Origin of the sequence: Cellulomonas sp. KRMCY2, assembly GCF_000526515.1 — a bacterium.
Lineage (GTDB): Bacteria > Actinomycetota > Actinomycetes > Actinomycetales > Cellulomonadaceae > Actinotalea.
Genome location: NZ_JAGF01000001.1, coordinates 1993095 through 2019041 on the forward strand (window position 1 = coordinate 1993095; position 25947 = coordinate 2019041).

Consider the following 25947-nt stretch of genomic DNA (forward strand, 5'->3'; position numbering starts at 1 on the left):
GATCAACTTTCACTCTGTTCACCCCTTTCACTCCAGTCCCATCAGGCCCTAGGGTTGGCAGCGCGCGGCGAGCTGCCGTGCGTCGACGCCGACCCGGCGCCCCTGCGGTGCCCGGCTGTGCCGTGCCAGGAACGAGGCAGCATGACCAGTGGTCCGGAGCGACCGCGCCTGCGATACCTCACGGTCGCCGAGGTGGCCGAGACGATGCGGGTCTCCAAGATGACCGTCTACCGGCTGGTGCACGGCGGTGAGCTGCCGGCCGTCCGCGTCGGACGCTCGTTCCGGGTGCCGCAGGATGCGCTCGAGGCCTATCTGGCAGCCTCCAGCGTCGAGGTCGGGGACGCGGACCGCCTCACGTCCTGAGGGCAGTGACCGGTGCCCTGGTCTGCGCCCGGGAGAGCCGCCTGGCACAGCCGGTCGCGGAACCGAGTAGAGTTAGCGGCGGACTTTCCCGAGCGCGGGTACTGCGATGGCCGAGACGGCATCGTCCGACCGTGCGCAGCACCCGATCACATCTGCGAGGACCCGTGGGCTCTGTCATCAAGAAGCGTCGCAAGCGCATGGCGAAGAAGAAGCATCGCAAGCTGCTGCGCAAGACGCGCCACCAGCGCCGCAACAAGAAGTGACGTCGCGCACCCCGGCGCGCCGACTCTCCGACGACTGACCCTGTGGGCCCGGCCTGGTGCCGGGCTCGCAGTGTGTCCGGGGTTCCGGACGGCACCGTGGACAACGACGGTGCTTGGTACAAAGACATAGCCTGGTACAACGGCGTCGCCTGGCTGGCGACGCCCCGAGCGCCGCGGACGGCGGAGGCTGCTGGGCAGGGAGGGGACCGCCATGGCTGCGACGATGCATGACGTCGCGCGGCTCGCAGGAGTCTCGATCAAGACCGTCTCGAACGTGGTCAACGGCTACCCGCACATCCGCGACACGACCCGCGCCCGCGTGCTCGCCGCGATCGAGGACCTCGACTACCAGCTGAATGTCGCCGCGCGGAACCTGCGCACCGGACGGACCGGGATGATCGCGCTGGCCGTGCCCGAGCTGAGCCTGCCGTACTTCGCCGAGCTCGCCGACTCGATCATCGAGGCGGCTGATGCCCAGGGCCTCACCGTCCTGATCGAGCAGACCGGCAGCCGGCGTGCGCGTGAGCTCGAGGTGCTCTCCGGCGCGCGCAGGTACCTGACCGACGGGCTGATCTTCAGCCCGCTCGCGCTCGGCCCGGGCGACGAGGCGCTGCTCAAGGTCGACGCCCCGGTCGTCATCCTCGGCGAGCGACTCTTCCCGGAGACGGTCGACCACGTCACCATGCGAAACGTCGAGGCGGCCCGCGCCGCGACCGAGCACCTGCTCGGCCTGGGGCGCCGCCGGATCGCCGTCGTCGGGGTGCACACCGGCGAGGTCGTCGGGTCCGCCGGGCTGCGCCTGGCGGGCTACCAGCAGGCGCTCGACGCGGCCGGCATCCCGATGGACGAGGGGCTCCTCGGTGAGGCCGGCCTCTGGCACCGGGCGACCGGGGCGCAGGCGATGGCCCGGCTGCTCGACGCGGGTGCGGAGCCGGACGGCGTCTTCGCGATGAACGACGCGATGGCGCTCGGGGTGCTGCACGAGCTGCAGGTCCGCGGGCTGCGGGTGCCGCAGGACGTCGCAGTGATCGGCTTCGACGCCGTGGACGAAGGGCAGTACTCGAACCCGTCCCTGACCACCGTCGACCCGGGCCGCGAACAGATCGCCAGGACGGCGGTCAGGCTGCTCCGTGACCAGATCGACCACCGGGAGGGCGTGCGGGTGCCGCAGCGCGTCTACGCCGACTTCCGCATCCTGCAGCGCGGCTCGACCCTCGTCGACGGCCCGGCCGGCTGGCTCCCGACCGTGCAGGCCGTGCAGGCCGTGCCGACCGTGGGCCGGCACAGCCCGCCATCGTGACCATTCCGTGACCCGGGTCGCCTTGACCGATGACCGAGTCGAGCTACATCGTTGATGTACAACGATGTAGAACGACCGATCACGGGGGATTCGTATGCGAGGCACTCGTCGCGATGAGTCGTAGGACGCGCCTCCTGCTCGCGGCGGTCACCGTGGTGGCCGTGCTCGCGGCCGGGGTCACCTGGTTCGTGCGACGGCCCGACCCGTACGCGGCCGCGCTCGACCTGAGCGGCGACCTGGCCGCGCACGACCCGGCGCTCGTCGTCGGGCAGGACGGTGAGCCCTGGTACGTGTTCTCGACGGGTGACCAGCGGGAGGCCGGCGGGTCGATCCAGATCCGGACGTCCGTCGACGGTCGCGAGTGGACCTACGTCGGGACGGTGTGGGACTCCCAGGACGAGCCCGCCTGGGTCGCCGAGCTCGTCCCGGGCGTGCGCAACTACTGGGCCCCCGACATCTACAAGCACGACGGCACCTACTACCTCTACTGGGCCGCGTCGACGTTCGGCAGCAACACCTCGGTGATCGGGCTGCACACCAGCGGCTCGCTCGACCCGGACGATCCGGGCTACGGGTGGGTCGACCGCGGGATGGTCGTGTCCTCGACGCGGGGCGACGACTTCAACGCGATCGACCCGGGTGTCGTGCAGGACGCGGACGGCACGCCGTGGATGGCCTTCGGCTCGTTCTGGAGCGGCATCCGGATGGTCGAGCTGGGCTGGCCGGACGGGCTGCGGGCCGACCCTGCCGCCGAGCCGCTGCGTCTGGCGGACCGGGGGAGTCCACCGAACGCGATCGAGGCGCCGTACGTCGTGCCGCGCGGCGACTGGTACTACCTGTTCGTCTCGCTGGACTCGTGCTGCCAGGGGCTGATGAGCACCTACCGGATCGCCGTCGGCCGATCGCACGACGTCACCGGGCCGTACGTCGACCGTGACGGGACGTCCCTGCTCGAGGGCGGGGGACGGTGCTGCTCCAGTCCGACGGACCGGTGGTCGGTCCGGGTGGGCAGTCCTTCTCGGCCGGTCACCTGGCCTTCCACTACTACGACGAGCGGCTCGACGGGGCGTTCCAGCTGGCGGTCCGGGAGCTCGCCTGGATCGACGGCTGGCCCGTGGTGCGGACCGGCTGAGCGCGCGCGGGAGCCGAACCGCGTCGGGCAGCGGGTCGGCGGTCCGTCAGCGAGCCAGCACGCGCCGCAGGGTGCGCTGCACCGAGCGCAGCACCAGGCCGGCGACCCAGGCGCCGCCGGCCCAGCTCGCCGCGTTGACGCTGCGCCGCGCGGCCACCCGGCGTCGGCCGCGGAACTCGCGGACCGGCCAGCCCTGGGCGCGGGCGTGCTTGCGCAGCCGGGAGTCGGGGTTGATCGCCACCGGGTGGCCCACGGACGACAGGATCGGCAGGTCGTTGATCGAGTCGCCGTACGCGTAGCAGCGCGCCAGGTCGAGGCCGTGCGCGTCGGCCAGGGCCGCGATCGCGTTCGCCTTGGCCGTGCCATGCAGCATGTCGCCGACCAGGCGGCCGGTGTAGAAGCCGTCGACGTGCTCGGCGATCGTCCCGAGTGCACCGGTGACACCGAGCCGACGCCCGATCAGCCCGCCGATCTCGATCGGGCTCGCCGTGATGATCCAGACCTGGTGGCCGGCATCGAGGTGCTTGGTCAGCAGAGCCTGGGTGCCGGGGAAGATCCGCAGCGACAGGACCTCGTCCCAGACCTCCTCGCCGATCGCGGCCATCTCGGCGACGGACCGCCCGGCCACGATCGACAAGGCCCGGTTGCGCACCTGGTCGATCTGGTGCAGGTCCTCGCCGAAGAGCAGGTAGCGCGCCTGGTGGAACGCGAACGTGATGAGGTCCCGGAACCGGAAGAAGCCGCGACGGCGCAGGCCGACAGCCAGGTGGAACGCGCTGGCACCACGGATGATCGTGTTGTCCAGGTCGAAGAAGGCGGCCGTCCCAGGCGCCTCGGTCGGTGCGCCGACGACGGCGGGAGTCGGCTCAGCCACGCTTCCACTGTAGCCACACCCCTAGGGTTGGCCCATGAGTGCGCAGGGTGCGGACCGAGTGGTCCTGTACGGCCGCGCGGGGTGCCACCTGTGCGAGCCGGCCCGTGCGGTGGTGGCCGCGGCCGCCGCCGAGGCCGGGGTCGGCTGGCTCGAGGTGGACATCGACACGGCACCCGACAGCGAGGCCCTGGTGGACCGGTACGGCGAGCTCGTCCCCGTCGTCACTGTCGACGGCGTGCAGCAGGGCTACTGGCGGCTCGACCGGTCACGCCTGCTCAGGGCGCTCGCCGGCGGGCCGGCATGAGCCCCCGCGCCGACATCGGCCCTCGCGCCGACATCAGCCCTCGCGCCGGCATCGGCCCTCGCGCCGACATCAGCCCTCGCGCCGGCATGAGCCCCCGGGCCGTCCCCGCGACCACTGTCGCGCGGCTGCCGATCTACCTCCGGGCCCTGGACGGTCTGGCCGCCGACGGCGTCGAGACGACGTCGTCGGGGCAGCTCGCCGCGCTGGCCGGTGTCGGTCCGGCCCAGCTGCGCCGTGACCTGTCGTTCCTCGGCTCGCACGGCACGCGCGGGGTGGGCTACGACGTCGAGCACCTCCAGGTGCAGGTCGCCGCGGCGCTCGGCCTGACCGGGGACCTCGCGGTCGTGATCGTCGGCATCGGCAACCTCGGCCATGCGCTCGCGAACTACGTCGCGGTGGCGGGCAAGGGCTTCCGGGTCGCGGCGCTGGTCGACGCGGGCGCTTCGGTCGTCGGCTCGACAGTGGCCGGTCTGGTCGTCGAGCACGACCGCGACCTCGTCCAGATCGTGCGCCGCGGGGAGGTGCGGCTCGCCGTGCTGGCCACCCCTGCCGACGTCGCCCAGGAGCTGTGCGACCGGCTCGTCGCCGCCGGGGTGACCGGCATCCTCACCTTCGTCCCGCGCGTCCTGACGGTTCCGGCCGGGGTCGACGTCCGGTCGGTCGATCTGGCGACCGAGCTGCAGATCCTCGCCTTCCACGAGCGCCGCAAGACCTCAGCCCGCGCGCTGGCCGGGCGTCCCTGAGCCGCCGCCGCGGGAAGCGGCACGTCACGCTCCGGCGGTCGGCGCTCCTGCTGGGGGCGCTGCGATGCCCGACGGGCACAGCGATGCCGCCGGCACCGAGGTGCCGGCGGCATCGCGCCGTGCCCGCGCAGGGGGATGCTGGGCACTGGTCGGTGGCAGGTCCGAGCCGAGCGGCCGGACCCACGGAGGGTCAGACCTGGGCGACGGCCTCGATCTCGAGCGAGATCTTGACCTTGTCGGACACCAGGACGCCACCGGTCTCCAGCGCGGCGTTCCAGGTGAGGCCGAAGTCCTTGCGGGAGATCTCCGTGCGGGCCGAGAAGCCGATCCGGGCGGCACCGAACGGGTCGGTGGCCGCGCCGTTGAACTCGGTCTCGAGCTCGACGGACCGGGTCACGCCGTGGATCGTGAGGTCGCCGGTGATGACGTAGTCGGCACCGTCGGCACGGATGCCGGTCGACGTGAACGTCCAGGTCGGGTAGGTCTCGACCTCGAAGAAGTCGGCGCTCTTGAGGTGGCCGTCGCGACCCGCGTCCTTGGTGTCGATCGACGCGGGGTCGAGCGTCGCGGTCACTCTCGAGTCCGCGAGGTCCGCGCCGATCGTGATCGTGCCCTGTGTGATCGCCACGGTGCCGCGGGCCTTGGAGATGCCGGCGTGGCGGACGGTGAAGGTCGCCGTGCTGTGCGAGGTCTCGATGGCCCAGGTGCCGGTCGTGATGCCGGCGGGGAGGGTGGTGGGCGTGGTGGTGGTCATGGTGACTCCTCGTGCTGGTCGGTCGTGCCGGTCGTGGTGGATGTCGTGCTCCGGCGGGCCGAGCGGCTCACCGGGTCCCCTGCTGGTCTCGGTCGGTTGGTGATTGAATGCTCAACAACCTGATAGTTGACAGTTCTACTACAGTGGGATGCAGAGCGCAACCCCAACCCCCACACCAACCCCCACCCGGTCGTGGGAACCTTCTTCGCGACAGGCAGGAGACATCGATGTCGAACACCCGGACGGTCGAGACCGAGGCAGCGGTCGCGCCGACCCGCGCCGACGAGCCCGTGCAGTGGCTCACCGAGGACCAGCAGCGCCACTGGCGCGCCTTCCTGCTCGGCTCCGCCCAGCTCACCGAGTCGCTGACCCGCCAGCTCGAGACCGAGGCCGGCCTGTCGCTCAGCGAGTACGAGATCCTCGTGCGACTCTCCGAGTGCGAGGACCACACGCTGCGGATGTCCGAGCTCGCCGCGTCCCTCGTGCACTCGCGCAGCCGGCTGACCCACACGGTGAGCCGGCTGGAGACCCGCAACCTGGTCCGTCGTCAGACGTGCCTCGACGACGGCCGCGGGGTCAACTGCGTGATGACCGAAGTCGGCTACGCACTGCTCGAGGCGGCCGCTCCGGGGCACGTCCGTGCGGTCCGCGCGCACCTGGTCGACCTGCTCACGCCCGAGCAGTTCCGGGCGCTGGGCGAGGCCATGGCGATCGTCGCCTACGGGCCACCCGCCGCTGGACCCGCCCTGCCGTGACGTGCGGGAGACTTGTCCCATGTCGACCACGACCGTCCACCTGCTGCGCCACGGTGAGGTGCACAACCCCGACGGCGTCCTGTACGGGCGCCTGACCGGGTTCCGCCTCTCCGACCGTGGCCAGGCCATGGCCGTCCGGGTGGCCGCCCACCTCGGCGGGACCGGGCCCCTCGGGGCGCAGCGGCGCGACGTCGTGCACGTCGTCGCCTCGCCCCTGCAGCGCGCCCAGGAGACCGCCGCCCCGATCGCCGCGACCTTCGGCGTCGAGGTCGTCGCGGACGAGCGGTTCATCGAGGCCGCCAACCATTTCGAGGGCCTGACCTTCGGCGTCGGCGACGGCTCGCTGCGTCGTCCCGCGCACTGGCGCTACCTGTGGAACCCGCTGCGGCCGTCCTGGGGCGAGCCGTACCAGGTGCAGGTCGCCCGGATGCTCGCCGGGATCGTCGCCGCGCGCGACGCGGCAGCGGGTCACGAGGCTGTCGTGGTCAGCCACCAGCTCCCGATCTGGGTCACCCGGCGGGCCATGGAGGGCAACCGGCTGTGGCACGACCCGCGCCGGCGCGAGTGCTCGGTGGCCTCGTTGACCTCGCTGCACTGGGAGGGCGACCGCCTGGCCGGCATCACGTACACCGAACCCGCCGCAGACCTGCTCCCGGCCACCCCCACCGTCCCGGGCGCATGAGCCCGGTCCCACGGTTCGGCCGGCGTGCGCCGGGCGCGCTGGCCGTCGTCCTGGTCGCCGTGCTCGCGGGGTGCGGGTCGGGTGCCGGCGGTGGCTGGACCGACGACGGCGACGAGGCCGGCTACGTCTCCGGTGACCGGTCGGTGACGACCTGGGACGGTGACGAGCGGACCGGGCCGGTCGAGATCGTCGGGGTGGACTTCGCCGGTGCCGCGGTCGACGTCGCCGCCTGGCAGGGAGACGTCGTCGTGCTCAACACCTGGTACGCGGCCTGCCCCCCGTGCCGCGCCGAGGCGCCCGACCTGGCCGAGATCGCCGACGAGTACGCCGACCAGGGCGTGCACCTGCTGGGCATCAACTCCACCGACGAGCCCGGGGCCGCCCAGGCCTTCGAGCGCACCTTCGAGCTCCCCTACCCCTCGGTGCACGACGTCGACGGCGCGGCGGTCGCGGCGCTGCAGGGCATCGTGCCGGTCGCTGCCGTGCCCACCACCGTGCTGCTGGACCGCCAGGGCGACGTCGCCGCACGGATCCTCGGCCTCGCCGATCCCTCCACGTTGCGGACCCTGATCGACGACCTCCTGGACGAGCCGGCGTGACGGGCATCGGCGACACGTTCGCGGCGACCGTCCTGAGCGGGTCGATGCTGCTGGCCGTCCCGCTCGCCCTGGTCGCCGGGCTCGTGTCCTTCGCATCACCCTGCGTGCTGCCGCTGGTCCCCGGCTACCTCGGCTACGTCACAGGCATGGCAGGCACCCAGGCGGCGGCGTCGGGCACGACCTCCCTGCGCGAGGTGCACCGTGGCCGGATGCTCGCCGGGGTGCTCCTGTTCGTGGCCGGCTTCACTGTCGTCTTCGTGCTCTTCGGGGTGCTGGCCGGCTCCCTCGGCTCGGTCGTGCTGCGCTGGAGCGACGTGATCACCCGGGTGCTCGGCGTCGTCGTCGTGCTGATGGGTCTGGTCTTCATCGGCTGGGTCCCGTTCGCCCAGCGCGAGCGGCGGCTCCGGTTCGCGCCGGCCGCCGGCCTGTGGGGCGCGCCGCTGCTCGGCGTCGTCTTCGGCCTCGGCTGGGCGCCGTGCATCGGGCCGACCCTCGTCGCGGTCTACACGCTGGCGCTCGACCAGGCGTCGGCCGGACGCGGCGCCCTGCTCTCGGTCGCCTACTGCCTCGGCCTCGGCCTGCCCTTCGTGCTCATCGCCCTCGGCTTCGAGCGGTCGGCGCGGGCGCTGGCCTTCCTGCGCACGCACCGGGTCGCGGTGATGCGGGTCGGCGGCGGCGTGCTCGTCCTGGTCGGGCTCGCGCTGGTCACCGGGTTGTGGGGCGTCTGGACGCAGTCCCTCCAGGGTCTCGTCGGCGGCTTCGAGCCGGTGGTGTGATGGCTGCCCGCGACCACCGCCCCGAGGGTCTGACGGACGACCCGTACGCCGCGGCCACGACCACGGCCGAGCCGCCCGTCCTGCCGCGCCTCGGCGTCACCGGGACGCTGCGCTGGGTCTGGCGGCAGCTGACCAGCATGCGCGTCGCACTGATGCTCCTGATGCTGCTCGCCGTGGTCGCGGTCCCCGGATCGGTGCTGCCGCAGCGTCCGGTGAACCCGGCCGCCGTGGCCCGGTACCTCCAGGACAACCCGTCGCTGGGGGTGTGGCTCGACCGGCTCGGCTTCTTCGACGTGTACGCCTCGGTCTGGTTCTCCGCGGTGTACCTGCTGCTCTTCGTCTCGTTGGTGGGCTGCATCCTGCCCCGGCTCCTGGTGCACCTGCGGGCCGTGCGGGCCCGGCCGCCGCGCGCACCGAGCCGGTTCGAGCGGTTCGCGGTGCGCGACGAGGTCGTCACGTCCGCGTCCCCCGAGACGGTGGTCGCCGCCGCGCGCGCGGTCCTGGTCGGACCGCTGCGCGCCCTGCCCCGCTTCCGGGTCGACGACGCCGTCGAGCCCTCCGGTGCGCAGACGGTCTCGGCCGAGCGGGGGTACCTGCGGGAGAGCGGCAACCTGGTGTTCCACCTCGCGCTGCTCGGCATCCTGGTCTCGGTCGCGACCGGGCAGATGCTGCACTACCGCGGGCAGGCGATCGTCGTCGAGGGCAGGGGGTTCGCGAACGCGGTCACCGACTACGACACGTTCGAGGCAGGGACCGCCTTCGACCCGCGCTCGCTCGTCCCGTTCACGTTGACCCTGGACAGGTTCACCGCCGAGTTCAGCCAGGACGCCGCGGCCCGTCCGCGCGACTTCACGGCCGACGTGACGGTGCGGGAGCCGGGTGGCGAGGCCACCGCCGAGACGATCAAGGTCAACCACCCGCTGGCCATCGGTGGGGCGCACGTCTACCTTCAGGGCAACGGGTACGCGCCGGACGTCACGGTCCGCGACGCGGCCGGCGAGATCGCGTTCGCCGGGCCGGTGCCCTTCCTGCCGGAGGACCCGCAGTACCTCTCGCGGGGGGTGATCAAGGTGCCCGACGTCTCGGTCGGCGAGCAGATCGGCATCATCGGGTACCTCCTGCCCACCGCCGTCGTCACCGAGGCCGGTGCCTCGTCGGTGTACCCGCAGCCGGACAACCCGCTGCTGGTCCTGACGGTGTGGCACGGTGACCTCGGGCTCGACGGCGGTGTGCCGCAGAACGTCTACCAGCTCGACACGACCGCCATGACGCAGGCCGTCGAGACGGACGGGACGCCGACCACCTTCTTCGTCGAGGCCGGGCAGACTGTCGACCTGCCCGACGGGCTCGGCACGATCACCTGGGACGGCCTGCCGCGGTTCGTCGCCCTCGACCTGCGGCACGACCCGGCCCTCGGTGCGATCCTCGCGTTCGCGATCGCCGCCATCGTCGGGCTGGCCGTGTCGTTGTTCACGCCGAGGCGCCGGTTGTGGCTGCGGATCCGCCGTGTCGACGGACGTACAGTGGTCGCCGGTGCGGCCCTGGCCCGTGGCGACGACGTCGGGCTCGATGGTGAGCTCGCCCGGGTCATGGATGCCGTACGGGCGCTGGACGAGAGGCACGACGCATGAGTCTGGGAGAGGTCAGCACGATCCTCGTGTGGGGGGCGGCGACGGCCTACGCCATCGCGCTCGTCGCGTTCTCGATCGACCTCGCGCACCTCGCCGACCGGTCGGCCCGGCCCGCTGCCGACGCAGCCCCCGCCGCCGCCGATGTCGTTCGTGCGTCGGCCGCGGCGTCGGCTCGCGGGTCGGCTCGCGGGTCGGCCGGTGCCTCTGCCGCCGCCCCCGGCATCGTGCCGGAGGTCCGTCGTGGCGCCCGCCGGGCGGTCGGCATCGCGATGGCCACGACGGTCCTCGGCGCTGCCCTGCAGGCCGTCGGGCTCCTGCTGCGCGGCCTCGCGGCCGGTCGCGTGCCGTGGGCGAACATGTACGAGTTCACCCTGGTCGGCAGCTTCGTCGCCGTCGGGACGTTCCTGGTGCTGTGCAGCCGCCGCGACCTGAGGTTCCTCGGCACGATCGTCGTCGGCCTGAGCGTGATCGCCCTCGGCCTGGGTCTGACGGCGTTCTACATCCCCGCCGACCCGGTCGAGCCGGCCCTGCAGAGCTACTGGCTCGTCATCCACGTCTCGATCGCGACGATCGCCACCGGCCTCCTGACCGTCGCGTTCGCGGCCAGCGTCCTGCAGCTGCTCAAGGACTCGCGGGACGGCGGGTCCCCGATGCTCGCGAGCAGCCGGTGGCGTTCGCTCGACGTGCTGCCGTCCCCGCGTGAGCTCGAGGCGCTGTCGTTCCGGATCACGGCGGTCGGCTTCGTGCTGTGGACCTTCACGGTGATGGCGGGAGCGATCTGGGCGGAGCACGCCTGGGGCCGCTACTGGGGCTGGGACCCCAAGGAGGTCTGGAGCTTCGTCGTGTGGGTCGTGTACGCGGCCTACCTGCACGCCCGGACGACCCGCGGCTGGTCGGGCCGGCGTGCGGCCTGGTTCGTCCTGGTCGGCTACGCCACGGTGATCTTCAACTTCACCGGCGTCAACCTCTTCTTCCAGGGCCTGCACAGCTACAGCGGCCTGCCCACCGAGTAGCCACACCCGCCCCCGCGGGGATGCGGGGTCGGGGCGTCAGGGGGTCTCGTCGGTGGGTGGCGGGGTGCTGTCGGTCGGGTTGGTGGGGGTGTCCTCGACGGTCGGGCCGGTGTCGGGGTCGAGCGGGGACGCCGGCTTCTTCCGGCCGCCAGGACCCGTCCCGCGACGTCGCTGCTGCTGCTCGAGGCGCCACAGGAAGTCGGGGTCGTCGTCCGGGGCGAGGGGACCGGGCCGGCGGACCGGCCAGGTGCGTCCCGCGGGACCCGGGCGTCGGCCGTTCGGCGGTACCGGACGTGTACCAGGTGCCGGACGAGCGTTCGGTCCGGGCCGCGCGCCCAGGGTCGGGCGCGCCTCGGGAGCGCGTCGGCTTCGGCTGACCAGGATCCAGGCGATCGGCCCGACGACGGGCAGCAGGATGATCAGGGCGACCCAGGCGACGGGGTGGATGTCGGCGCGCTCGACCGGCTTGCTGCGCTGCAGGTCGATCAGCGCGTAGAGCGCCAGGGCGATCGGCACGACGTAGAACAGGGCCTTGAGCATGCGTCAAGACTAAGCGGCGCGGCCTAGGGTGGCAGCGTGCGCCTGATCGTCTACTCCGTGCTCCGCCTCGGCCTGTTCGGGATGGCGCTCCTGGGGCTGTGGGCGGTGGGCATGGGCGGGTGGCTGCTCGTCGTGGTCGCGGCCTTCGTGGCGTGGGCGTTGTCCTACCTGGTCCTCGCCGGTCCGCGCGATGCCGCTGCGCTGTGGCTCGCCGAGCGCGCCGAGGGCCGGCGCACGTCGGGTGCGCGGTTCACCGCGGGCGTCGAGTCCGACGCGCTCGCAGAGGACGCCGAGGCCGAGGTCGCAGCGCAGGACGCCGAGACCGAGACCGAGGCCGGCCCCGGCACGGACACCGACGCCAGTCCGGAGACCGACACCGACGCCAGTCCGGACGCCGGCGCCGACGCCGATGCCGAGACGGACGCCGACCCCACGGTCAGCGGACCGACTCAGAGCGCCAAGCCGAGTCCCAGCAGCACGCCGTAGGCGAGCTCGAGCGCACCGGTCCCGGCGAGCACGGGCTTGAGCAGGACGCCGCGCGCACCGAGCATCACCGTTGCGGACAGGATCCCTGCGGGGACCGCGAGCAGCAGCACCATCAGCGACCACGGGGCGACCAGCGCGCAGCCGGTCCCGAGCAGGATCGCCGCCCCGAGGAACACCGCATAGAGCCGCCGCGCACGGTGCTCACCGAGCCGCACCGCGAGCGTGCGCTTGCCGGCGAGGACGTCGGTCGGCACGTCGCGCACGTTGTTCACCATGAGCAGCGCGCAGGCGAGCAGCCCGACCCCCACCGCTCCGGCGAGCGTCGCCCAGGAGAGCCGACCGGCCTGGGTGTACGTCGTGCCGAGCACGGCGACCAGGCCGAAGAAGACGAAGACACCGACCTCGCCGAGCCCCCGATAGCCGTACGGGTTGCGGCCACCGGTGTAGGACCAGGCAGCGGCGATCGCCAGTGCCCCGACCGCGAGCAGCCACCACTGGCCGGTGAGTGCGACCAGGGCCAGGCCGAGCAGCGCGCCGACCCCGAAGGCGGTGAAGGCGGCCGCCCTGACCTGGCCGGGTGTCGCGGCGGCCGACGCGGTGAGCCGCAGCGGGCCGACCCGGTTGGCGTCGGTGCCGCGGACACCGTCCGAGTAGTCGTTCGCGTAGTTGACGCCGATCTGGAGGGCGAGCGCGACGCCGGCAGCGAGCAGGGCCCGCCCGACCGAGGCCTCGCCGAGCTGGGCGGCAGCGCCGGTGCCGACCAGGACGGGCGCCGCTGCCGCAGGCAGCGTGCGCGGGCGTGCACCCTCGATCCACTCGGCAGGTGTCGCCATCGTGCTCCGTCCAGGTCGGTGCGCCGGAGAGTGCGGGCGCAGGTCGTTCGTCGGTCGGGCCGTCGTCCGGCCCTGGTCCTAGGTGTCGCGGTCGAGTGCCACCGCAGCGCGACGGCTGACCTCGGCCCGGTCCACCTTGCCCGGTCCGCGCTCGGGGAGCGATGTGACGAGCAGGAGGTGACGCGGTGCCGCGGCGCCTCCCAGGCTACGGGTCACGGCCTCGCGCAGCCGCTCGAGCGTCGGTCCGGCGCTGGTCCCGGCGCCGGTCGCGGGCACGACGACGGCCGCCAGCACGTGTCCCCACTCGGCGTCCGGCACTCCCACGACGCAGACCTGGCCGACGCCGGCGACCCCGGCCAGGGCGGCCTCGACGGCAGCCGGTGCGACCTTGTGCCCGCCGGTGACCACGACGTCGTCGCTGCGCCCGAGGATGCTCAGCACGCCGTCGTCCAGGTCGCCGAGGTCGCGCGTGCGGAACCAGCGCACGCCGTCGGCATCGGTCGTGAACGCGACGTCGTCGGGGTGCGCCGGGCCGGCGGCACCGTCCGGGAGCCCGATGCCCTGGCCGTCTACCCGGCCGGTGCCCTGCGGACCGTCGGGCAGGTAGCCGCGGGCGAGCACCGGGCCGGCGAGCCGCACACCGTCGGCGTGCACCGCGACCCGTACCCCGGCCAGCGGACGGCCGTCGTACACGCAGCCACCGCAGGTCTCGGTCATCCCGTACGTCGTCACGACCCGTAGTCCCGCGCCGCGTGCCCGGTCGAGCAGGTCCGGGCTCACGGCCGCGCCACCGAGCAGGACGGCGTCCAGGTGGCGCAGCGGTGCGAGCTCCGCGGGCAGCCGACCGTCGCTGCCGCACGCCACCAGGACGCGGTGCAGCTGGGTCGGCACGAGGGACGTGTAGAGCGGCTGCCCGCGCGGGCGGTCGGCGTGCGCCTGCGCCACGGCGCGCGCGAACCCGGCCGGGTCGAAGCCGCCGACCGCCGGGACGACGACGGGCCGGGTAGCGGCCAGGATCGACCGCACCAGGACCTGGAGCCCGGCGATGTGCCCGAGGGGCAGGGCGAGCACCCAACGGCCCGGGCCGTCCAGCCGGTCGGCGGTCGCGGTCGCGGAGGCCCGCAGGGCGTCGGTGTCCAGCATCACGTCGCGGGCCTCGCCGGTCGAGCCCGAGGTCCGCACGACGAGCGCGACCGCCGCCGGCACGACGCCGGCCCGCGACGGTCTCCCGCGTGTTGTTGCTGCTGCTGTTGCCGCTGCCGTGGCCGCCGGCGCCGCCGGGATCGGCGCGAGGGCGGGTCCGGAGCCGTCGATCGCGGCCCGCAGAGCGACGGTGAGCCGGTCCGCGGCCACCGCCGAGGTCGGCCCGATCGGCAGGCGACGGAGCGATCGGTCCACCGCCCCACCCTAGGTGAGGTCGTAGAGTGATCCGGGCGCTCGCCGCATGGCGGGTGCTGCACGACGAGACAGGACTGCGTCGGCCGCTGGCGCCGGCACGAGAAGGAGTTGCCCCGTGGCGTCTTGGACCACGACCGTTACGTCCGTCCCGACCCGCGGAACCCTCGCCAGGGCTGCTGCTGCGGGTGTCGCCCTGCTCCTCGGTCTCGCGGCCTGCAGCGCCTCGCCGCCACCGTCGCCGGTGACTCCCGACCCGGTCACCATGACGCCGACCGTCGACCCGTCGCGGGCGGCGCCGCCCGAGCCCGTCGTGCCCATCGTCTGGCCGCTGACGGGTGTCGCGGTGGCCGAGGTCGCCCAGCGTCCGGCCGTGGCCGTGAAGATCGAGAACACCAACGTCGCGCGCCCGCAGTCCGGCCTCGAGGCCGCCGACGTCGTCTGGGAGACCATCGTCGAGTTCGACGTCTCCCGGTTCGTCGCGGTCTTCCACTCGCAGGTGCCCGACGAGGTCGGCCCGATCCGCTCGGTGCGACCGATGGACCCGCTGATCGTCGCGCCGCTGCACGGTCTGCTCGCCTACTCCGGCGGTCAGCAGGGCATCCTCAACCTCGTCTACGACAGCGGCGTCCAGTCGATCAGCCACGACGCGGGCGCCGCGGGCCTGTACCGGGTCAGCTTCCGGGCGGCCCCGCACAACGTCTACGGCAAGCTCCAGACGTTCATCGACGCCGCCGACGGCGATCATGTCGCGCCGCCGCCGCAGCAGTTCGCGTTCGCGCTGCGCGCCGAGCAGGCCACTGCTCCGCTCGCCGGCACACCGGCGTCGAGCCTGTCCTTCACGCTCTCCGGTGCCTCGCACCCGTCCTGGGCCTGGGATGCCGCGAGCGGTACCTGGCTGAGGTCGGAGGGCAGCGCACCCGCGACGGCGGCGAGCGGCGCCCGGCTGTCGGCCGTCAACGTCGTGTCGATCACGGCCGACCACCCGGGTACCGGGTTCGGCGCCCAGAACGGCGCCGTGGTGCCGACCTACAGCCTGGTCGGCGAGGGTGACGCGATGGTCGCGACCGGTGGCACGACGGTCGCCGGCCGGTGGAAGAAGGCGGCGCAGGACGCCCCGATGCAGCTCTTCCTCCCGGACGGCCAGCCCCTGCTGCTCGCCCCCGGCAACACCTGGGTCGAGCTCGTCCCGGCCGGCCAGGGATCGATCACCGTCGGCTGACCCGATCGACAGGGACCCGCCCGGCACCTGCCGGGCGGGTCCGCGTACGACCTGGGGATGAGTGCGTGCCGCCCGTGAGCGACCTTCGGCTGACCTGCGTCGCCCGGACGTGAGCCGCCAGACCGATCCGCGACCCGGGTCGTCCGCGGCAGGCTCGTGCCATGGCCCAGATCACCGTTCACGACGACGTCCAGGACCCCATCGAGCACGACGCGCTGACCCGGGAGCACCTGCGGTCGGCCGTCCCCGTGCTGATCGCGGTGGTCCTGCTCTTCGGCGTGGTGATGGTCTGCGCCCTGGCGCTGCGCGACATGGTCGACTTCGGCGTCTGGTTCGTCAGCTCGACCTGACCGGCCGCTCCTGACCGGCCGACTCCTGGCCGGCCCCGCGGAGGGCGGGGCCGGTCAGAAGTGGTACGGGAACGGCGACCAGTCGGGTTCGCGGCGCTCCAGGAAGGCGTCGCGACCTTCGACCGCCTCATCGGTCATGTACGCGAGGCGGGTCGCCTCGCCGGCGAAGACCTGCTGACCGGCGAGGCCGTCGTCAGCCAGGTTGAACGCGAACTTCAGCATCCGGATCGCCTGCGGTGACTTGCCCGCGACGGTCCGCGCGTACTCCAGGGCCAGCGGCTCGAGGTCGTCGTGGTCGGCCACCTCGTTCACGGCACCCCATCGCTCGGCGTCGTCCGCCGAGTACTCCCGGGCCAGGAAGAAGATCTCCCGGGCGCGCTTCTGGCCCACCTGGCGCGCCAGGTACGCCGAGCCGTAGCCACCGTCGAAGGACCCGACGTCGGCATCGGTCTGCTTGAAGCGTCCGTGCTGGCGGCACGCGATCGACAGGTCGGCGACCACGTGCAACGAGTGACCGCCGCCGGCCGCCCAGCCGTCGACGACCGCGACCACGACCTTGGGCATCGTCCGGATCAGGCGCTGCACCTCGAGGATGTGCAGCCGGCCGGCCCGCGCCGGGTCGATCGCCTCGGCGGTCTGCCCCTGCGTCGTGTCGGTGTACCGGTACCCGTCACGTCCACGGATCCGCTGGTCGCCGCCCGAGCAGAACGCCCAGCCGTCGTCCTTGGGGCTCGGCCCGTTCCCGGCCAGCAGCACGACGGCGACGTCGGGGCTCATCCGTGCATGGTCGAGCGCGCGGTAGAGCTCGTCGACCGTGTGCGGGCGGAAGGCGTTGCGCACCTCCGGCCGGTCGAAGGCGATCCGGACGACGGGCAGGTCGCGGACCGTGCCGTGCGTGCCGTGCGCGTCGGGTGCGTCGGGTGCGTCGGGTGCGTCGGGCGCGTCGGGCGTGCCGGGCGAGAGGTCGCGGACGACGCCGCGGTGATACGTCAGGTCGGTCAGGTCCTCGAAGCCGACGACGGTCCGCCACCGCTGCGGGTCGAAGGTCGCGGAGACCTTGGCGGGCAGGTCTGCGGGGTCGCTGGTCACGGCTCGACTGTAGCCAGCCGGTGGCCGGCCGGCAGCGCACCGGGCACCGGCACCGGCGCTCGGCGGGCACTACGGTGGCCCGGTGACCACGCACGTCTACCGGGTCGGTCTGCGGACCCGCTTCCGCGGCCTGACGGCGCGGGACGGCGTCCTGCTGCGCGGTGACGCCGGGTGGGCCGAGTTCTCGCCGTTCTGGGACTACGACGACGCCGAGTCCCTCGCCTGGTGGCGTGCTGCGCGCGAGGCAGCCGACGTCGGCTGGCCCGCCGCGCTGCGCGAGACGATCCCGGTCAACGTCACGGTCCCCGCTGTCGACGGACCGGCCGCCCGCCGCATCGTCGAGGCCTCCGGCGGCTGTCGGACGGCCAAGGTCAAGGTCGCCGAACCCGGTCAGACCGAGTCGGACGAGATCGAGCGGCTCGAAGCCGTCCGGGACGCCCTCGGCCCGGGTGGCCGGATCCGGATCGATGCGAACGGGGGATGGGACACCGCGACCGCCATCGCCCGGCTGCGTGTTCTGGACCGCGCCGCCGGTGGCCTCGAGTACGTCGAGCAGCCGTGCGCGAGCGTCGCGGAGCTCGCCACCGTGCGCCGTGCGGTCGACGTCCCGGTCGCTGCGGACGAGTCGATCCGGCGCGCGCAGGACCCGCTCGCTGTCGTGCGCGCCCAGGCGGCCGACATCGTGGTGCTCAAGGTCGCGCCGCTCGGCGGGGTGCGCGCCTGCCTCGACCTGGCCGAGCAGGTCGGTCTGCCGGTCGTGGTGTCCTCGGCCCTGGAGACCTCGGTCGGGCTCGCGGCCGGGATCGCGCTCGCCGCCGCGCTGCCCGAGCTGCCCTTCGCGTGCGGCCTGGCGACCGCCCAGCTGCTCTCGGACGACGTCGTCGCCGAACCCCTGCTGCCGGTCGGCGGTGCGATCCCGGTTCGTCGGCCCGAGCCCGACCCGGCCCTGCTCGCGGCGCACCGCGGCGATGCGGACCTGACCGGACGCTGGCTCGCGCGGACTGCTGCCGTGCGAGGACTGCTGTGAGCCCCGCGAGCCCGGCGAGCGCAGCCGCCCGGGTGCTGCTGCAGGCGCTCGAGGACCTCGGGGTGCGCGAGGTCGTGCTGGCGCCCGGCTCGCGGAGCTCCCCGCTGGCGCACGCCCTCGCCGACGCCGCGCGGGTCGGCCCCGGGCGGGACCCGAACGCACCGGGTGTCGACCTGCACGTGCGCATCGACGAGCGGGTCGCCGGCTTCCTCGCGCTCGGCCTGGCCCGGGGCGCCCTGGCCGCCGGGTCGGCCCGGCCGGTCGCGGTCGTCACGACCTCCGGCACAGCCGTCGCCAACCTGCACCCCGCCGTGCTCGAGGCGCACCACAGCGGACTGCCGCTGCTGCTGCTGACCGCCGACCGTCCGCACGAGCTGCGCGGCACCGGGGCCAACCAGGCGACCGAGCAGGTCGGGCTGCTCGAGCCGGTGCGGCTGACCCTCGACGTCCCGGCGCCGACCGGTCGTGCCGGCGAGGACCGGGACCTGCGCAACCTCCTGGCGCGTGCCGTCGCCGCCGCCCGGGGCTCGCGGACCGGTGACCCGGGGCCGGTGCACGTGAACATCGCCTACCGTGAACCGCTCGTGCCCGACGACGTCCCGTGGCCGACCCGCTCGCGCGACGGTCTGACCGAGGTCGTCCGGCGTGGCGGTGCCGGGCCGGCGACGCCCCCCGGTGCCGCGTACGCCGGACCTGCTGCGCCGACCGCTCCTGCCGCGCCGACCGCTCCTGCCGCGCCGACCGCTCCGGCCGCGCAGGCCGTTCTGACCGCGCAGGCCGTTCTGACCGCGCAGTGGCTCGCGCCGCCCGACGGCGTGCGCACGGTCGTCGTGGCCGGTGACGGTGCCGGGCCCGATGCGGAGCGCATCGCGGTGGCCAACGAGTGGCCCCTGCTGGCCGAGCCGACGTCGGGCGCCCGGTGGGGACCGAACGTGATCGGGGCCTACCGGCTGCTGCTCGACGAGCCGACCCTCGGTGGGGCGGTGCAGCGCGTCGTCGTGCTCGGACGGCCCACCCTGAGCCGCCCGGTCCACGCCCTCCTCGCGCGACCGGACGTCGAGTCGCTCGTCATCGCGCCGCTGGGTGCGCGGTGGCCGGACGCCGCGCGCAACGCGACCCAGGTGCTCGCCGAGGTACCGCCCCTGCTGCTGACCGGCAACCTCGGCGCCGGGTCACCGTGGCTGGCCCGCTGGCAGCGGGCCGGGTCCGCAGCTGCCCGCGCCGTGGCGGCGGTGCTCGCCGAGGGTGCGGGCGGGGACGGGCCGGCGGCCGGTGGGCGCCTCACCGGTCCGGAGATCGCGACCCAGGTGGCGGCCGCGACCGGTCCGGACGACGTCCTGGTGGTCGGGTCGAGCAACCCGGTCCGTGACCTCGACCTGGTCGCGGCCTGGGACCGGGCGCCGACGGTGCTCGCCAACCGGGGCCTTGCCGGGATCGACGGAACCCTCGCGACGGCAGCGGGTGTCGCCCTGGCCATGGGCCGACCGGTCCGGGTCTACCTCGGCGACCTGACCTTCCTGCACGACATCGGCGGCCTGCTCGTCGGCCCGCTCGAGCGGCGGCCCGACCTGAGCGTCGTCGTCGCGAACGACGACGGCGGGTCGATCTTCGCGACCTTGGAGCACGGTGCCCCGGCGTACGCAGACGGGTTCGAGCGCGTGTTCGGCACGCCGCACGGTGCCGACCTCGCCCGGCTCTGCCTCGGCTACGGCGTCGCACACACCCTCGTCACCGACGCGGCCGGCCTGCGCGCAGCGCTCGCGGCTCCGATCGACGGGGTCGGCGTGATCGAGGTGCGCACCGATCGTTCGGGGCGCCGCGAGCTCTCCGCGCGGTTGTCGCACGCTGCGCGGCTCGCCGCCCGCGAGGCCCTGGGCGGCTGAGCGCAGCTCTCGGCCGGCCGCGGGTCCCGTCCCCGCCGGCGCTGGTGCCCGGGCACAGTTCTCAGCGAACTCCCAGGCCCGGTCCAGCAACCGCCCAGGCGGGCGGACTGTGATGGGGGCCAAAGGGAGGTCACCATGAGCACCGAGCACCGCGACCCGTTCGCAGCGCAGCCGGTTCCGCCGGCACCACTCGTCCCGACCGCTGGGGTCCCGACTGCTGGGGTCCCGAACGCTGGGCCCCCGACCACGGGCACGCCCGTGCCGGGAGTGCCCCCGACGGGGTCCCCGGCCACCGGCGCCCCGGCCACCGGCGCCCCGGTCACCGGGGCGTTCGGCGCGCCACCCGTCGGTCCGCCGATCGCCCCCGCGTACCGTGAGGCCGACCTGCCGCGCCCGACGCCGCGCACCCGGTGGCTGCCGCTCGCCGGCACGGCTACCGCGGCCGCCCTGGTGGCGAGCCTCGCGACCGCGGGCCTGACCGGCGCGTTCACCGCCGACCAGCCGACGACGGCGACCCCGTCCACGGCCACGATCGAGCAGCAGGAGTCGACGACCGTGCCGGTCTCCGGCTCGACCGCCGAGCAGCCCGACTGGCAGGCGGTCGCGGCCGCCGTGCGCCCGTCGGTGGTGGCGATCGACGTCCAGACCGCGACGGCGTCGGGCAAGGGGTCCGGCGTGATCCTCGACCGCAAGGGCAACATCCTGACCAACGACCACGTGGTCGGTGACGCGGTCGACGGCGGCCTTCAGGTGACCCTTGCCGACGGGCGGGTGTTCGAGGCGACCCTCGTCGGCACCGACCCGACGACCGACCTGGCCGTCATCCGGCTGACCGACCCGCCGGAGGACCTCACCCCGGCGGTGCTCGGTGACTCGGACGCGGTCGCCGTCGGCGCCCCGGTGATGGCCGTCGGCAACCCGCTGGGCCTCGACAGCACCGCGACGACCGGGATCGTCTCCGCACTCGACCGCCCCGTGTCGACGTCGGACGGCTCGGACGAGACGGTCGTGACCAACGCGATCCAGATCGACGCCGCGATCAACCCCGGCAACAGCGGTGGACCCCTGTTCAACGTGTCCGGCGAGGTCGTCGGGATCACCTCGTCGATCGCGTCGTTGTCGGCGTCGAGCGGTTCGATCGGGCTCGGCTTCGCCATCCCGGTGAACCTCGCCGACCGGGTCGCGGCCGAGCTGATCGCCGACGGCTCCGCCGACCACGCCTTCCTCGGTGTCGCGATGAGCGACGGAACGGCCGCCGTCGACGGCACGACGCGCCGCGGGGCGGCCGTCGAGCAGGTCACCGACGGCTCCCCGGCATCGGACGCCGGGATCGAGGTCGGCGACGTGATCGTCGCGATCGGCGACGACCCGGTCAGCGGCGCCGAGGCGTTGACGGCCTTCGTGCGGGAGCGCGCGGCGGGCTCGACCGAGACGCTGACCATCGTGCGCGACGGATCGGCGCTCCAGGTCGACGTGACGTTCGCGGTGCGCGCCGAGACGACGACGGCGAGCGACTCGCAGGGCTCCGACGGGACCCAGGGCTCCGACGGGTCGAAGGACTCGCAGACCCCCGGCAAGGACGTCGTGCCCGGCAGTGCCGACTCCGCCGTCCCCGACCCGTTCGGCTGGTTCGACCAGGGCTGATCCGACGCGTCGGGCGCAGCGCCGGCCGGTGAGGTCCCCAGGGCCTCCCGGCCGGCGTCGTCCTGCCTGCGGGTGGTCGATCAGGCGTCAGGCGTGAGCAGCGCGTGCCGCATCGGCTCGAGCTTCGCCTCGGACTCGGCCAGCTCGGCGGACGGCACCGACGCAGCGACGATGCCGCAGCCGGCGAACAGCCGCAGCCGGTGCGGGTCGGCCGGGTCGAGCGCGGCCGACCGGAGCGCGATGCCCCACTCGCCGTCGCCGTCGGCGCCGAGCCAGCCCACCGGACCGGCGTAGCGCGCCCGGTCCATCGCCTCGAGATCACCGATGAGCTCGCAGGCCGCCGCGGTCGGTGTGCCGGCGACGGCCGCGGTCGGGTGCAGCGCGGCGGCGAGGTGAAGGCTCGACGGCGCCGGGTGCACGCCGTCGGTGGCCAGCACGCCGGTCACGTCGGTCGCCAGGTGCAGCACGTTGGGCAGGTGCAGGACGAAGGGCGTCTCTGGCACGTTGGTCGACGAGCAGAACGGCCCGAGCGCATCGGTCAGCGACGAGACGGCGTACTCGTGCTCCTCGAGGTCCTTCGAGGAGTGCGCCAGGATGGCTGCGCGCGCCAGGTCGGCGTCGTCGTCGCCGGTCCGCCGGATCGTCCCGGCGAGCACGCGCGAGGTCACCAGACCTTTCTCGCTGCGCACCAGGAGCTCCGGTGTCGCGCCGAGCATCCGGTCGACCATGAACGTCCAGCACGAGCCGTAGTCCGCAGCGAGCCGGTGCAGCACCCAGCGGGGGTCGAGCGGCAGCTCGGTGCGCGCCACGACGTCCCGCGCCAGGACGACCTTGTCCAGCCGACCCGCACGGATCTCGCCGACCGCCCGGGCGACTGCCTCCTGCCAGCCCTGCCGGCTCAGCGCGCCGTCGTCGAACGTGACGGCGCCGGGCGACTGCGGGGCCGGGTGCGTGACGAGCACGTCGGGGCCGGGTGCGCCGACGGCGCCGGCGTCGAGGGTGGTCACCCATGCCGTGTCGCCGCGGCGGCCGACGACGACCTGCGGCACGACGAGCGCTCCGCCGGCCGGCGAGCCGTCCGCGAAGGCGAACGACCCGAAGGCGACCGGCCCGGTACCGGGCACCCGGACCTCGTCGCGTACGACGGCGTGACGCACGATCGACCGCCAGGTCGCCTCCGCCTCGGCGAACCGCTGCGGCCCGGTCGTCCCGACCCGCAGGAGCTCGCCCCACGCCACCAGGCCGTCGCCGCGGCGCACCCACGCCATCGCGCCGGTGCGGGGGAGCAGGTCGAGGAGGTTGGCCGGGAGGTCGGCGACGTCGACGGCGACGGTGCGCGACACCAACGGCAGAGCGCGGGTGCCGGCCGCGTCGGCGGCTGCACCCGCAGCCGCGTGCGGGTCGGGGATCATCGCGGTACAGCGTAGGACGGTCAGCGTGCGCTCGCCGCCGCCGACCGTGCAACCTCGGCCGTCCCCTGCTCGGGACCCCGTCGGTGTGGAGCGTTCGGACCTCGACACGCCCGCGTGTCGAGGTCGCGACGCTCCACACGGGGTCCGATCGCTCCACACGGGGTCCGATCGCTCCACACGGGGTCCGATCGCTCCACACGGGGTCCGATCGCTCCACTCGGGGCAGGGGCGGCCGGGCTCGCGCGGGATGCGAGACTGTCCACATGTCCCGCGCGAGCCTCGACAAGCAGCCGCACGACGTCGCCGCGATGTTCGACGGCATCGCGCGACGCTACGACCTGACGAACGACGTCATCTCGCTCGGCCAGGACCGCCGATGGCGCTCCGCGACGATCCGCGCCGTCGACGCGTGGCCGGGCGACGTCGTGCTGGACCTGGCGGCCGGGACCGGCACGTCCAGCGAGCCATTCGAGGCCGACGGCGTGCGGGTCGTGCCGTGCGACTTCTCGGTCGGCATGCTCGAGGTCGGCAAGGCGCGGCGTCCCGACCTGCCCTTCACCGCCGGCGACGCGATGCGGCTGCCGTTCGCCGACGCATCGTTCGACGCGGTGACGATCTCCTTCGGTCTGCGCAACGTGGCGGACACCACGGCGGCGCTCGCGGAGATGCTGCGGGTGACCAAGCCGGGCGGCCGTCTCGTCGTCTGCGAGTTCTCGAGGCCCACGTGGGCGCCGTTCCGCACGCTGTACACCGAGTACCTGATGCGCGCGCTGCCGCCGGTGGCGCGCGCGGTCTCCAAGGAGCCGGACGCCTACGTCTACCTGGCCGAGTCGATCCGCCAGTGGCCGGACCAGGCGGGTCTCGGCCGCCTGATCCGTCGGGCCGGCTGGAGCGAGGTCGCGTACCGCAACCTCAGCGGTGGGATCGTCGCGCTGCACCGCGCAGTCCGTCCGGACCCACCGGCAGGCGACAGCGACCCAGCACCGGGCGACAGGACATCTAGGACGTAGGTCCGACGTCGGGCGGGCCGTTGATCGGCTCCGGCGTCCTGCGTCGGTAGACTGACCCGGTTCCGTTCGTGAAATTGTTCACAAGGATTCACAAGGATGAGGCAGGCGTGACGACTGGGTCGCAGCACGATGACGCCGACGTCATCGTCGTGGGTGCCGGTCCCGCCGGATCCACCGCTGCCTACTACCTCGCCGTCGCAGGTCTGGATGTCCTGGTCCTGGAGAAGACGGCCTTCCCGCGCGAGAAGGTCTGCGGCGACGGCTTCACGCCGCGCTCGGTCCGTGAGCTCGTCGCGATGGGCGTGCCGATGCGCGCGGAGGACGGCTGGATCCGGAACAAGGGTCTGCGCGTCTACGGCGGTGGGCACCGCCTCGAGCTGCCGTGGCCCGAGCTCGACGCCTTCCCCAACTACGGCGTCAGCCGCACGCGCAAGGACTTCGACGACACCCTCGCCCGGCACGCCAGGGCGGCGGGCGCCCGGATCGTCGAGCAGATGAACGTGACCGGCCCGGTGCTGCACGAGCGCAGCGGCCGCGTCGTCGGGGTGACGGCCCGCCCGGTCGACGCCGAGGGGCGGCGCGCCGGTGACGAGGTCACCCTGCGCGCCCCGGTGGTGATCGCTGCCGACGGCGTCTCGTCCCGGCTCGCGCTGTCGCTGGGCATCGAGAAGAACCCGAACCGGCCGATGGGCGTCGCCGTCCGGACCTACTTCAAGACCCCGCGGCACGACGACGACTGGATGGAGAGCTGGCTCGAGCTCTGGGACGGCCGGCCCGGCAAGTCCAACCTGATGCCCGGCTACGGCTGGATCTTCGGGCTGGGCGACGGCACGGCGAACGTCGGCCTCGGCAGCGTGAGCTCCCGTGCCACCACCACCAAGATCGACTACAAGGACCTCCTGCGGCGGTGGGTCGCCAACACCCCGCCGGAGTGGGAGTTCACCCCGGAGAACCAGGTCGGGCCGGTGCGCAGCGCCGCTCTGCCGATGGGCTTCAACCGCAAGCCGCACTACACGCGTGGGCTGATGCTCGTCGGGGATGCCGGTGGCATGGTCAGCCCGTTCAACGGCGAGGGCATCGCGTACGCGATGCAGGCCGCGCGGCGGGCCGCCGAGGTCATCGCGCAGGCCAGGTCCCGGACGACCGACGCCGCCCGCGAGAGCACCCTCGCCACGTACCCGAAGATCATGGCGGACGAGCTGGGTGGCTACTACACGCTGGGCCGGGTGTTCGTGAAGCTCATCGAGCACCCCGAGGTGATGCGGGTGTGCACGCGCTACGGGCTCCCGCGACCTGCCCTCATGCGGCTGACCCTCAAGCTCCTCGCGGACGTCTACGAGCCGCACGGCGGGGACCTGTCCGACCGCTTCATCAGCGCGCTGACCCGGATTGCGCCGGCAGCATGACCCGACGACACTCAGCGGTGGCTGCGTCGCCGACCGACCGTGCCCGCGCGACGGCCGTCCCGCCGTCGCTGAGACCGCCCCTGTCCTGGAGGGTCCGATGAGCAACCCCTACGTCCCGATCCTCGTCCTGATGGGTGTCGCGGCAGTGCTCGCACTCGGTGGTGTCGGTGCGAGCGCGATCATCGGCCCGAAGCGGTACAACCGCGCCAAGCTCGAAGCCTACGAGTGCGGGATCGACCCGACCCCGCACGCGGTGGGCGGCGGCCGCTTCCCGATCAAGTACTACCTCGTGGCGATGACCTTCATCATCTTCGACATCGAGGTCGTCTTCATGTACCCGTGGGCGGTGGCCTTCGGGGAGCTGATGATGTTCGGCGTCGTGGCCATGATGACGTTCCTGGTCCTGATCACGGTGCCCTTCGTCTACGAGTGGCGCCGCGGCGGCTTCGAGTGGGACTGAC

28 protein-coding genes and 1 pseudogene are annotated in these 25947 nt (G+C 73.6%); 22 read left to right on the forward strand and 7 right to left on the reverse strand.

Annotated features, from left to right (window positions below; translation table 11 throughout):
* Positions 1 to 141 precede the first annotated feature (141 nt).
* The 5 genes and pseudogenes from K415_RS0109685 to K415_RS24615 all read left to right on the forward strand — a co-directional run bounded on the left by K415_RS0109685 (position 142) and on the right by K415_RS24615 (position 3058).
* Positions 142 to 363: a helix-turn-helix domain-containing protein gene (locus tag K415_RS0109685; protein WP_024286857.1), complete on the forward strand. Its 222-nt coding sequence runs from the start codon at positions 142 to 144 to the stop codon at positions 361 to 363.
* A gap of 164 nt (positions 364 to 527) precedes the next feature.
* Positions 528 to 626 (forward strand): 30S ribosomal protein bS22, encoded by a 99-nt coding sequence (locus K415_RS23460; RefSeq protein WP_003792170.1) that lies wholly within the window; start codon positions 528 to 530, stop codon positions 624 to 626.
* Positions 627 to 837: 211 nt separating this feature from the next.
* Positions 838 to 1926: a LacI family DNA-binding transcriptional regulator gene (locus K415_RS0109695; protein ID WP_024286858.1), complete on the forward strand. Its 1089-nt coding sequence runs from the start codon at positions 838 to 840 to the stop codon at positions 1924 to 1926.
* 113 nt (positions 1927 to 2039) lie between these two features.
* A pseudogene (locus tag K415_RS21715) lies at positions 2040 to 2822 on the forward strand (arabinan endo-1,5-alpha-L-arabinosidase); the annotation flags it as partial.
* A gap of 71 nt (positions 2823 to 2893) precedes the next feature.
* Positions 2894 to 3058: a hypothetical protein gene (locus K415_RS24615; RefSeq protein ID WP_231494868.1), complete on the forward strand. Its 165-nt coding sequence runs from the start codon at positions 2894 to 2896 to the stop codon at positions 3056 to 3058.
* 46 nt (positions 3059 to 3104) lie between these two features.
* On the opposite strand, the gene K415_RS0109705 is transcribed toward K415_RS24615, so the two are convergent.
* Positions 3105 to 3932 carry an HAD family phosphatase gene (locus K415_RS0109705; protein ID WP_024286859.1) on the reverse strand — a complete coding sequence of 276 codons (828 nt, stop codon included), beginning with the start codon at positions 3930 to 3932 and terminating at the stop codon, positions 3105 to 3107.
* A 34-nt stretch (positions 3933 to 3966) separates the two neighbouring features.
* Between K415_RS0109705 and K415_RS0109710 the strand changes: the two genes are divergently transcribed.
* Together K415_RS0109710 and K415_RS0109715 are read left to right on the forward strand one after the other, a co-directional pair.
* Positions 3967 to 4236, forward strand: coding sequence for a glutaredoxin family protein (locus K415_RS0109710; protein WP_024286860.1), 270 nt, complete (start codon positions 3967 to 3969; stop codon positions 4234 to 4236).
* 86 nt (positions 4237 to 4322) lie between these two features.
* Positions 4323 to 4979 carry a redox-sensing transcriptional repressor Rex gene (locus K415_RS0109715; protein ID WP_034662532.1) on the forward strand — a complete coding sequence of 219 codons (657 nt, stop codon included), beginning with the start codon at positions 4323 to 4325 and terminating at the stop codon, positions 4977 to 4979.
* 190 nt (positions 4980 to 5169) lie between these two features.
* On the opposite strand, the gene K415_RS0109720 is transcribed toward K415_RS0109715, so the two are convergent.
* Positions 5170 to 5733, reverse strand: coding sequence for a YceI family protein (locus K415_RS0109720; RefSeq protein WP_024286861.1), 564 nt, complete (start codon positions 5731 to 5733; stop codon positions 5170 to 5172).
* Between the two features lie 227 nt (positions 5734 to 5960).
* Here K415_RS0109720 and K415_RS0109725 point away from each other — a divergent pair, with 227 nt between their 5' ends.
* The 6 genes from K415_RS0109725 to ccsB are packed head-to-tail and all read left to right on the forward strand — an operon-like array spanning position 5961 to position 11189.
* On the forward strand, positions 5961 to 6488 hold the full coding sequence (locus K415_RS0109725) for a MarR family winged helix-turn-helix transcriptional regulator (protein ID WP_024286862.1): 528 nt from the start codon (positions 5961 to 5963) through the stop codon (positions 6486 to 6488).
* Between the two features lie 19 nt (positions 6489 to 6507).
* Positions 6508 to 7170: a histidine phosphatase family protein gene (locus K415_RS0109730; protein WP_024286863.1), complete on the forward strand. Its 663-nt coding sequence runs from the start codon at positions 6508 to 6510 to the stop codon at positions 7168 to 7170.
* Positions 7167 to 7769 carry a TlpA disulfide reductase family protein gene (locus K415_RS0109735; protein ID WP_024286864.1) on the forward strand — a complete coding sequence of 201 codons (603 nt, stop codon included), beginning with the start codon at positions 7167 to 7169 and terminating at the stop codon, positions 7767 to 7769. Before K415_RS0109730 ends, K415_RS0109735 begins: the two co-directional genes overlap by 4 nt.
* 5 nt (positions 7770 to 7774) lie before the next feature.
* Entirely contained in the window at positions 7775 to 8545 is a 771-nt protein-coding gene (locus K415_RS0109740; RefSeq protein WP_024286865.1) for a cytochrome c biogenesis CcdA family protein, read from the forward strand.
* Positions 8545 to 10176 carry a cytochrome c biogenesis protein ResB gene (locus K415_RS0109745; protein ID WP_024286866.1) on the forward strand — a complete coding sequence of 544 codons (1632 nt, stop codon included), beginning with the start codon at positions 8545 to 8547 and terminating at the stop codon, positions 10174 to 10176. Before K415_RS0109740 ends, K415_RS0109745 begins: the two co-directional genes overlap by 1 nt.
* Positions 10173 to 11189 carry a c-type cytochrome biogenesis protein CcsB gene (ccsB, locus tag K415_RS0109750; protein WP_024286867.1) on the forward strand — a complete coding sequence of 339 codons (1017 nt, stop codon included), beginning with the start codon at positions 10173 to 10175 and terminating at the stop codon, positions 11187 to 11189. Before K415_RS0109745 ends, ccsB begins: the two co-directional genes overlap by 4 nt.
* 36 nt (positions 11190 to 11225) lie before the next feature.
* Here ccsB and K415_RS0109755 read toward each other — a convergent pair whose 3' ends face one another.
* Positions 11226 to 11729: a PLD nuclease N-terminal domain-containing protein gene (locus tag K415_RS0109755; RefSeq protein WP_024286868.1), complete on the reverse strand. Its 504-nt coding sequence runs from the start codon at positions 11727 to 11729 to the stop codon at positions 11226 to 11228.
* Positions 11730 to 11765: 36 nt separating this feature from the next.
* Here K415_RS0109755 and K415_RS24620 point away from each other — a divergent pair, with 36 nt between their 5' ends.
* Positions 11766 to 12215 carry a DUF4229 domain-containing protein gene (locus K415_RS24620; RefSeq protein ID WP_024286869.1) on the forward strand — a complete coding sequence of 150 codons (450 nt, stop codon included), beginning with the start codon at positions 11766 to 11768 and terminating at the stop codon, positions 12213 to 12215.
* Here K415_RS24620 and K415_RS0109765 read toward each other — a convergent pair.
* On the reverse strand, positions 12179 to 13048 hold the full coding sequence (locus K415_RS0109765; protein WP_024286870.1) for a 1,4-dihydroxy-2-naphthoate polyprenyltransferase: 870 nt from the start codon (positions 13046 to 13048) through the stop codon (positions 12179 to 12181). The two genes, K415_RS24620 and K415_RS0109765, sit on opposite strands and share 37 nt — an antisense overlap.
* Positions 13049 to 13126: 78 nt before the next feature.
* A complete protein-coding gene (locus K415_RS0109770; protein WP_024286871.1) occupies positions 13127 to 14446 on the reverse strand; it encodes an AMP-binding protein in 1320 nt (439 codons plus the stop codon).
* A 115-nt stretch (positions 14447 to 14561) separates the two neighbouring features.
* Here K415_RS0109770 and K415_RS0109775 point away from each other — a divergent pair, with 115 nt between their 5' ends.
* Positions 14562 to 15665, forward strand: coding sequence for a DUF3048 domain-containing protein (locus K415_RS0109775; protein ID WP_024286872.1), 1104 nt, complete (start codon positions 14562 to 14564; stop codon positions 15663 to 15665).
* A 161-nt stretch (positions 15666 to 15826) separates the two neighbouring features.
* On the forward strand, positions 15827 to 16015 hold the full coding sequence (locus tag K415_RS0109780) for a hypothetical protein (protein WP_024286873.1): 189 nt from the start codon (positions 15827 to 15829) through the stop codon (positions 16013 to 16015).
* A 54-nt stretch (positions 16016 to 16069) separates the two neighbouring features.
* Here the strand turns inward: K415_RS0109780 and K415_RS0109785 are convergent, their stop codons facing one another.
* Positions 16070 to 17104, reverse strand: a complete 1035-nt coding sequence (locus tag K415_RS0109785; protein ID WP_024286874.1) for a 1,4-dihydroxy-2-naphthoyl-CoA synthase — start codon at positions 17102 to 17104, stop codon at positions 16070 to 16072.
* 82 nt (positions 17105 to 17186) lie between these two features.
* Here K415_RS0109785 and K415_RS0109790 point away from each other — a divergent pair, with 82 nt between their 5' ends.
* The 3 genes from K415_RS0109790 to K415_RS0109800 all read left to right on the forward strand — a co-directional run bounded on the left by K415_RS0109790 (position 17187) and on the right by K415_RS0109800 (position 21658).
* Positions 17187 to 18131, forward strand: coding sequence for an o-succinylbenzoate synthase (locus tag K415_RS0109790; RefSeq protein ID WP_024286875.1), 945 nt, complete (start codon positions 17187 to 17189; stop codon positions 18129 to 18131).
* A complete protein-coding gene (gene menD, locus K415_RS0109795; protein ID WP_024286876.1) occupies positions 18128 to 20014 on the forward strand; it encodes a 2-succinyl-5-enolpyruvyl-6-hydroxy-3-cyclohexene-1-carboxylic-acid synthase in 1887 nt (628 codons plus the stop codon). Before K415_RS0109790 ends, menD begins: the two co-directional genes overlap by 4 nt.
* 135 nt (positions 20015 to 20149) lie before the next feature.
* Complete coding sequence (locus tag K415_RS0109800) at positions 20150 to 21658, forward strand: S1C family serine protease (protein WP_024286877.1); 1509 nt, start codon at positions 20150 to 20152, stop codon at positions 21656 to 21658.
* An 80-nt stretch (positions 21659 to 21738) separates the two neighbouring features.
* Here the strand turns inward: K415_RS0109800 and K415_RS0109805 are convergent, their stop codons facing one another.
* The gene (locus tag K415_RS0109805; RefSeq protein WP_024286878.1) at positions 21739 to 23070 is read right to left on the reverse strand and encodes an isochorismate synthase MenF; all 1332 of its coding nucleotides are present in this window, start codon (positions 23068 to 23070) and stop codon (positions 21739 to 21741) included.
* Between the two features lie 263 nt (positions 23071 to 23333).
* On the opposite strand from K415_RS0109805, the gene K415_RS0109810 reads away from it, so the two are divergent.
* From K415_RS0109810 to K415_RS0109820, 3 genes are all read left to right on the forward strand, one after another.
* Entirely contained in the window at positions 23334 to 24080 is a 747-nt protein-coding gene (locus K415_RS0109810) for a demethylmenaquinone methyltransferase (RefSeq protein ID WP_024286879.1), read from the forward strand.
* Positions 24081 to 24187: 107 nt separating this feature from the next.
* On the forward strand, positions 24188 to 25486 hold the full coding sequence (locus tag K415_RS0109815) for a geranylgeranyl reductase family protein (RefSeq protein WP_024286880.1): 1299 nt from the start codon (positions 24188 to 24190) through the stop codon (positions 25484 to 25486).
* Positions 25487 to 25583: 97 nt separating this feature from the next.
* Positions 25584 to 25946: an NADH-quinone oxidoreductase subunit A gene (locus K415_RS0109820; RefSeq protein WP_024286881.1), complete on the forward strand. Its 363-nt coding sequence runs from the start codon at positions 25584 to 25586 to the stop codon at positions 25944 to 25946.
* Position 25947: the final 1 nt, after the last annotated feature.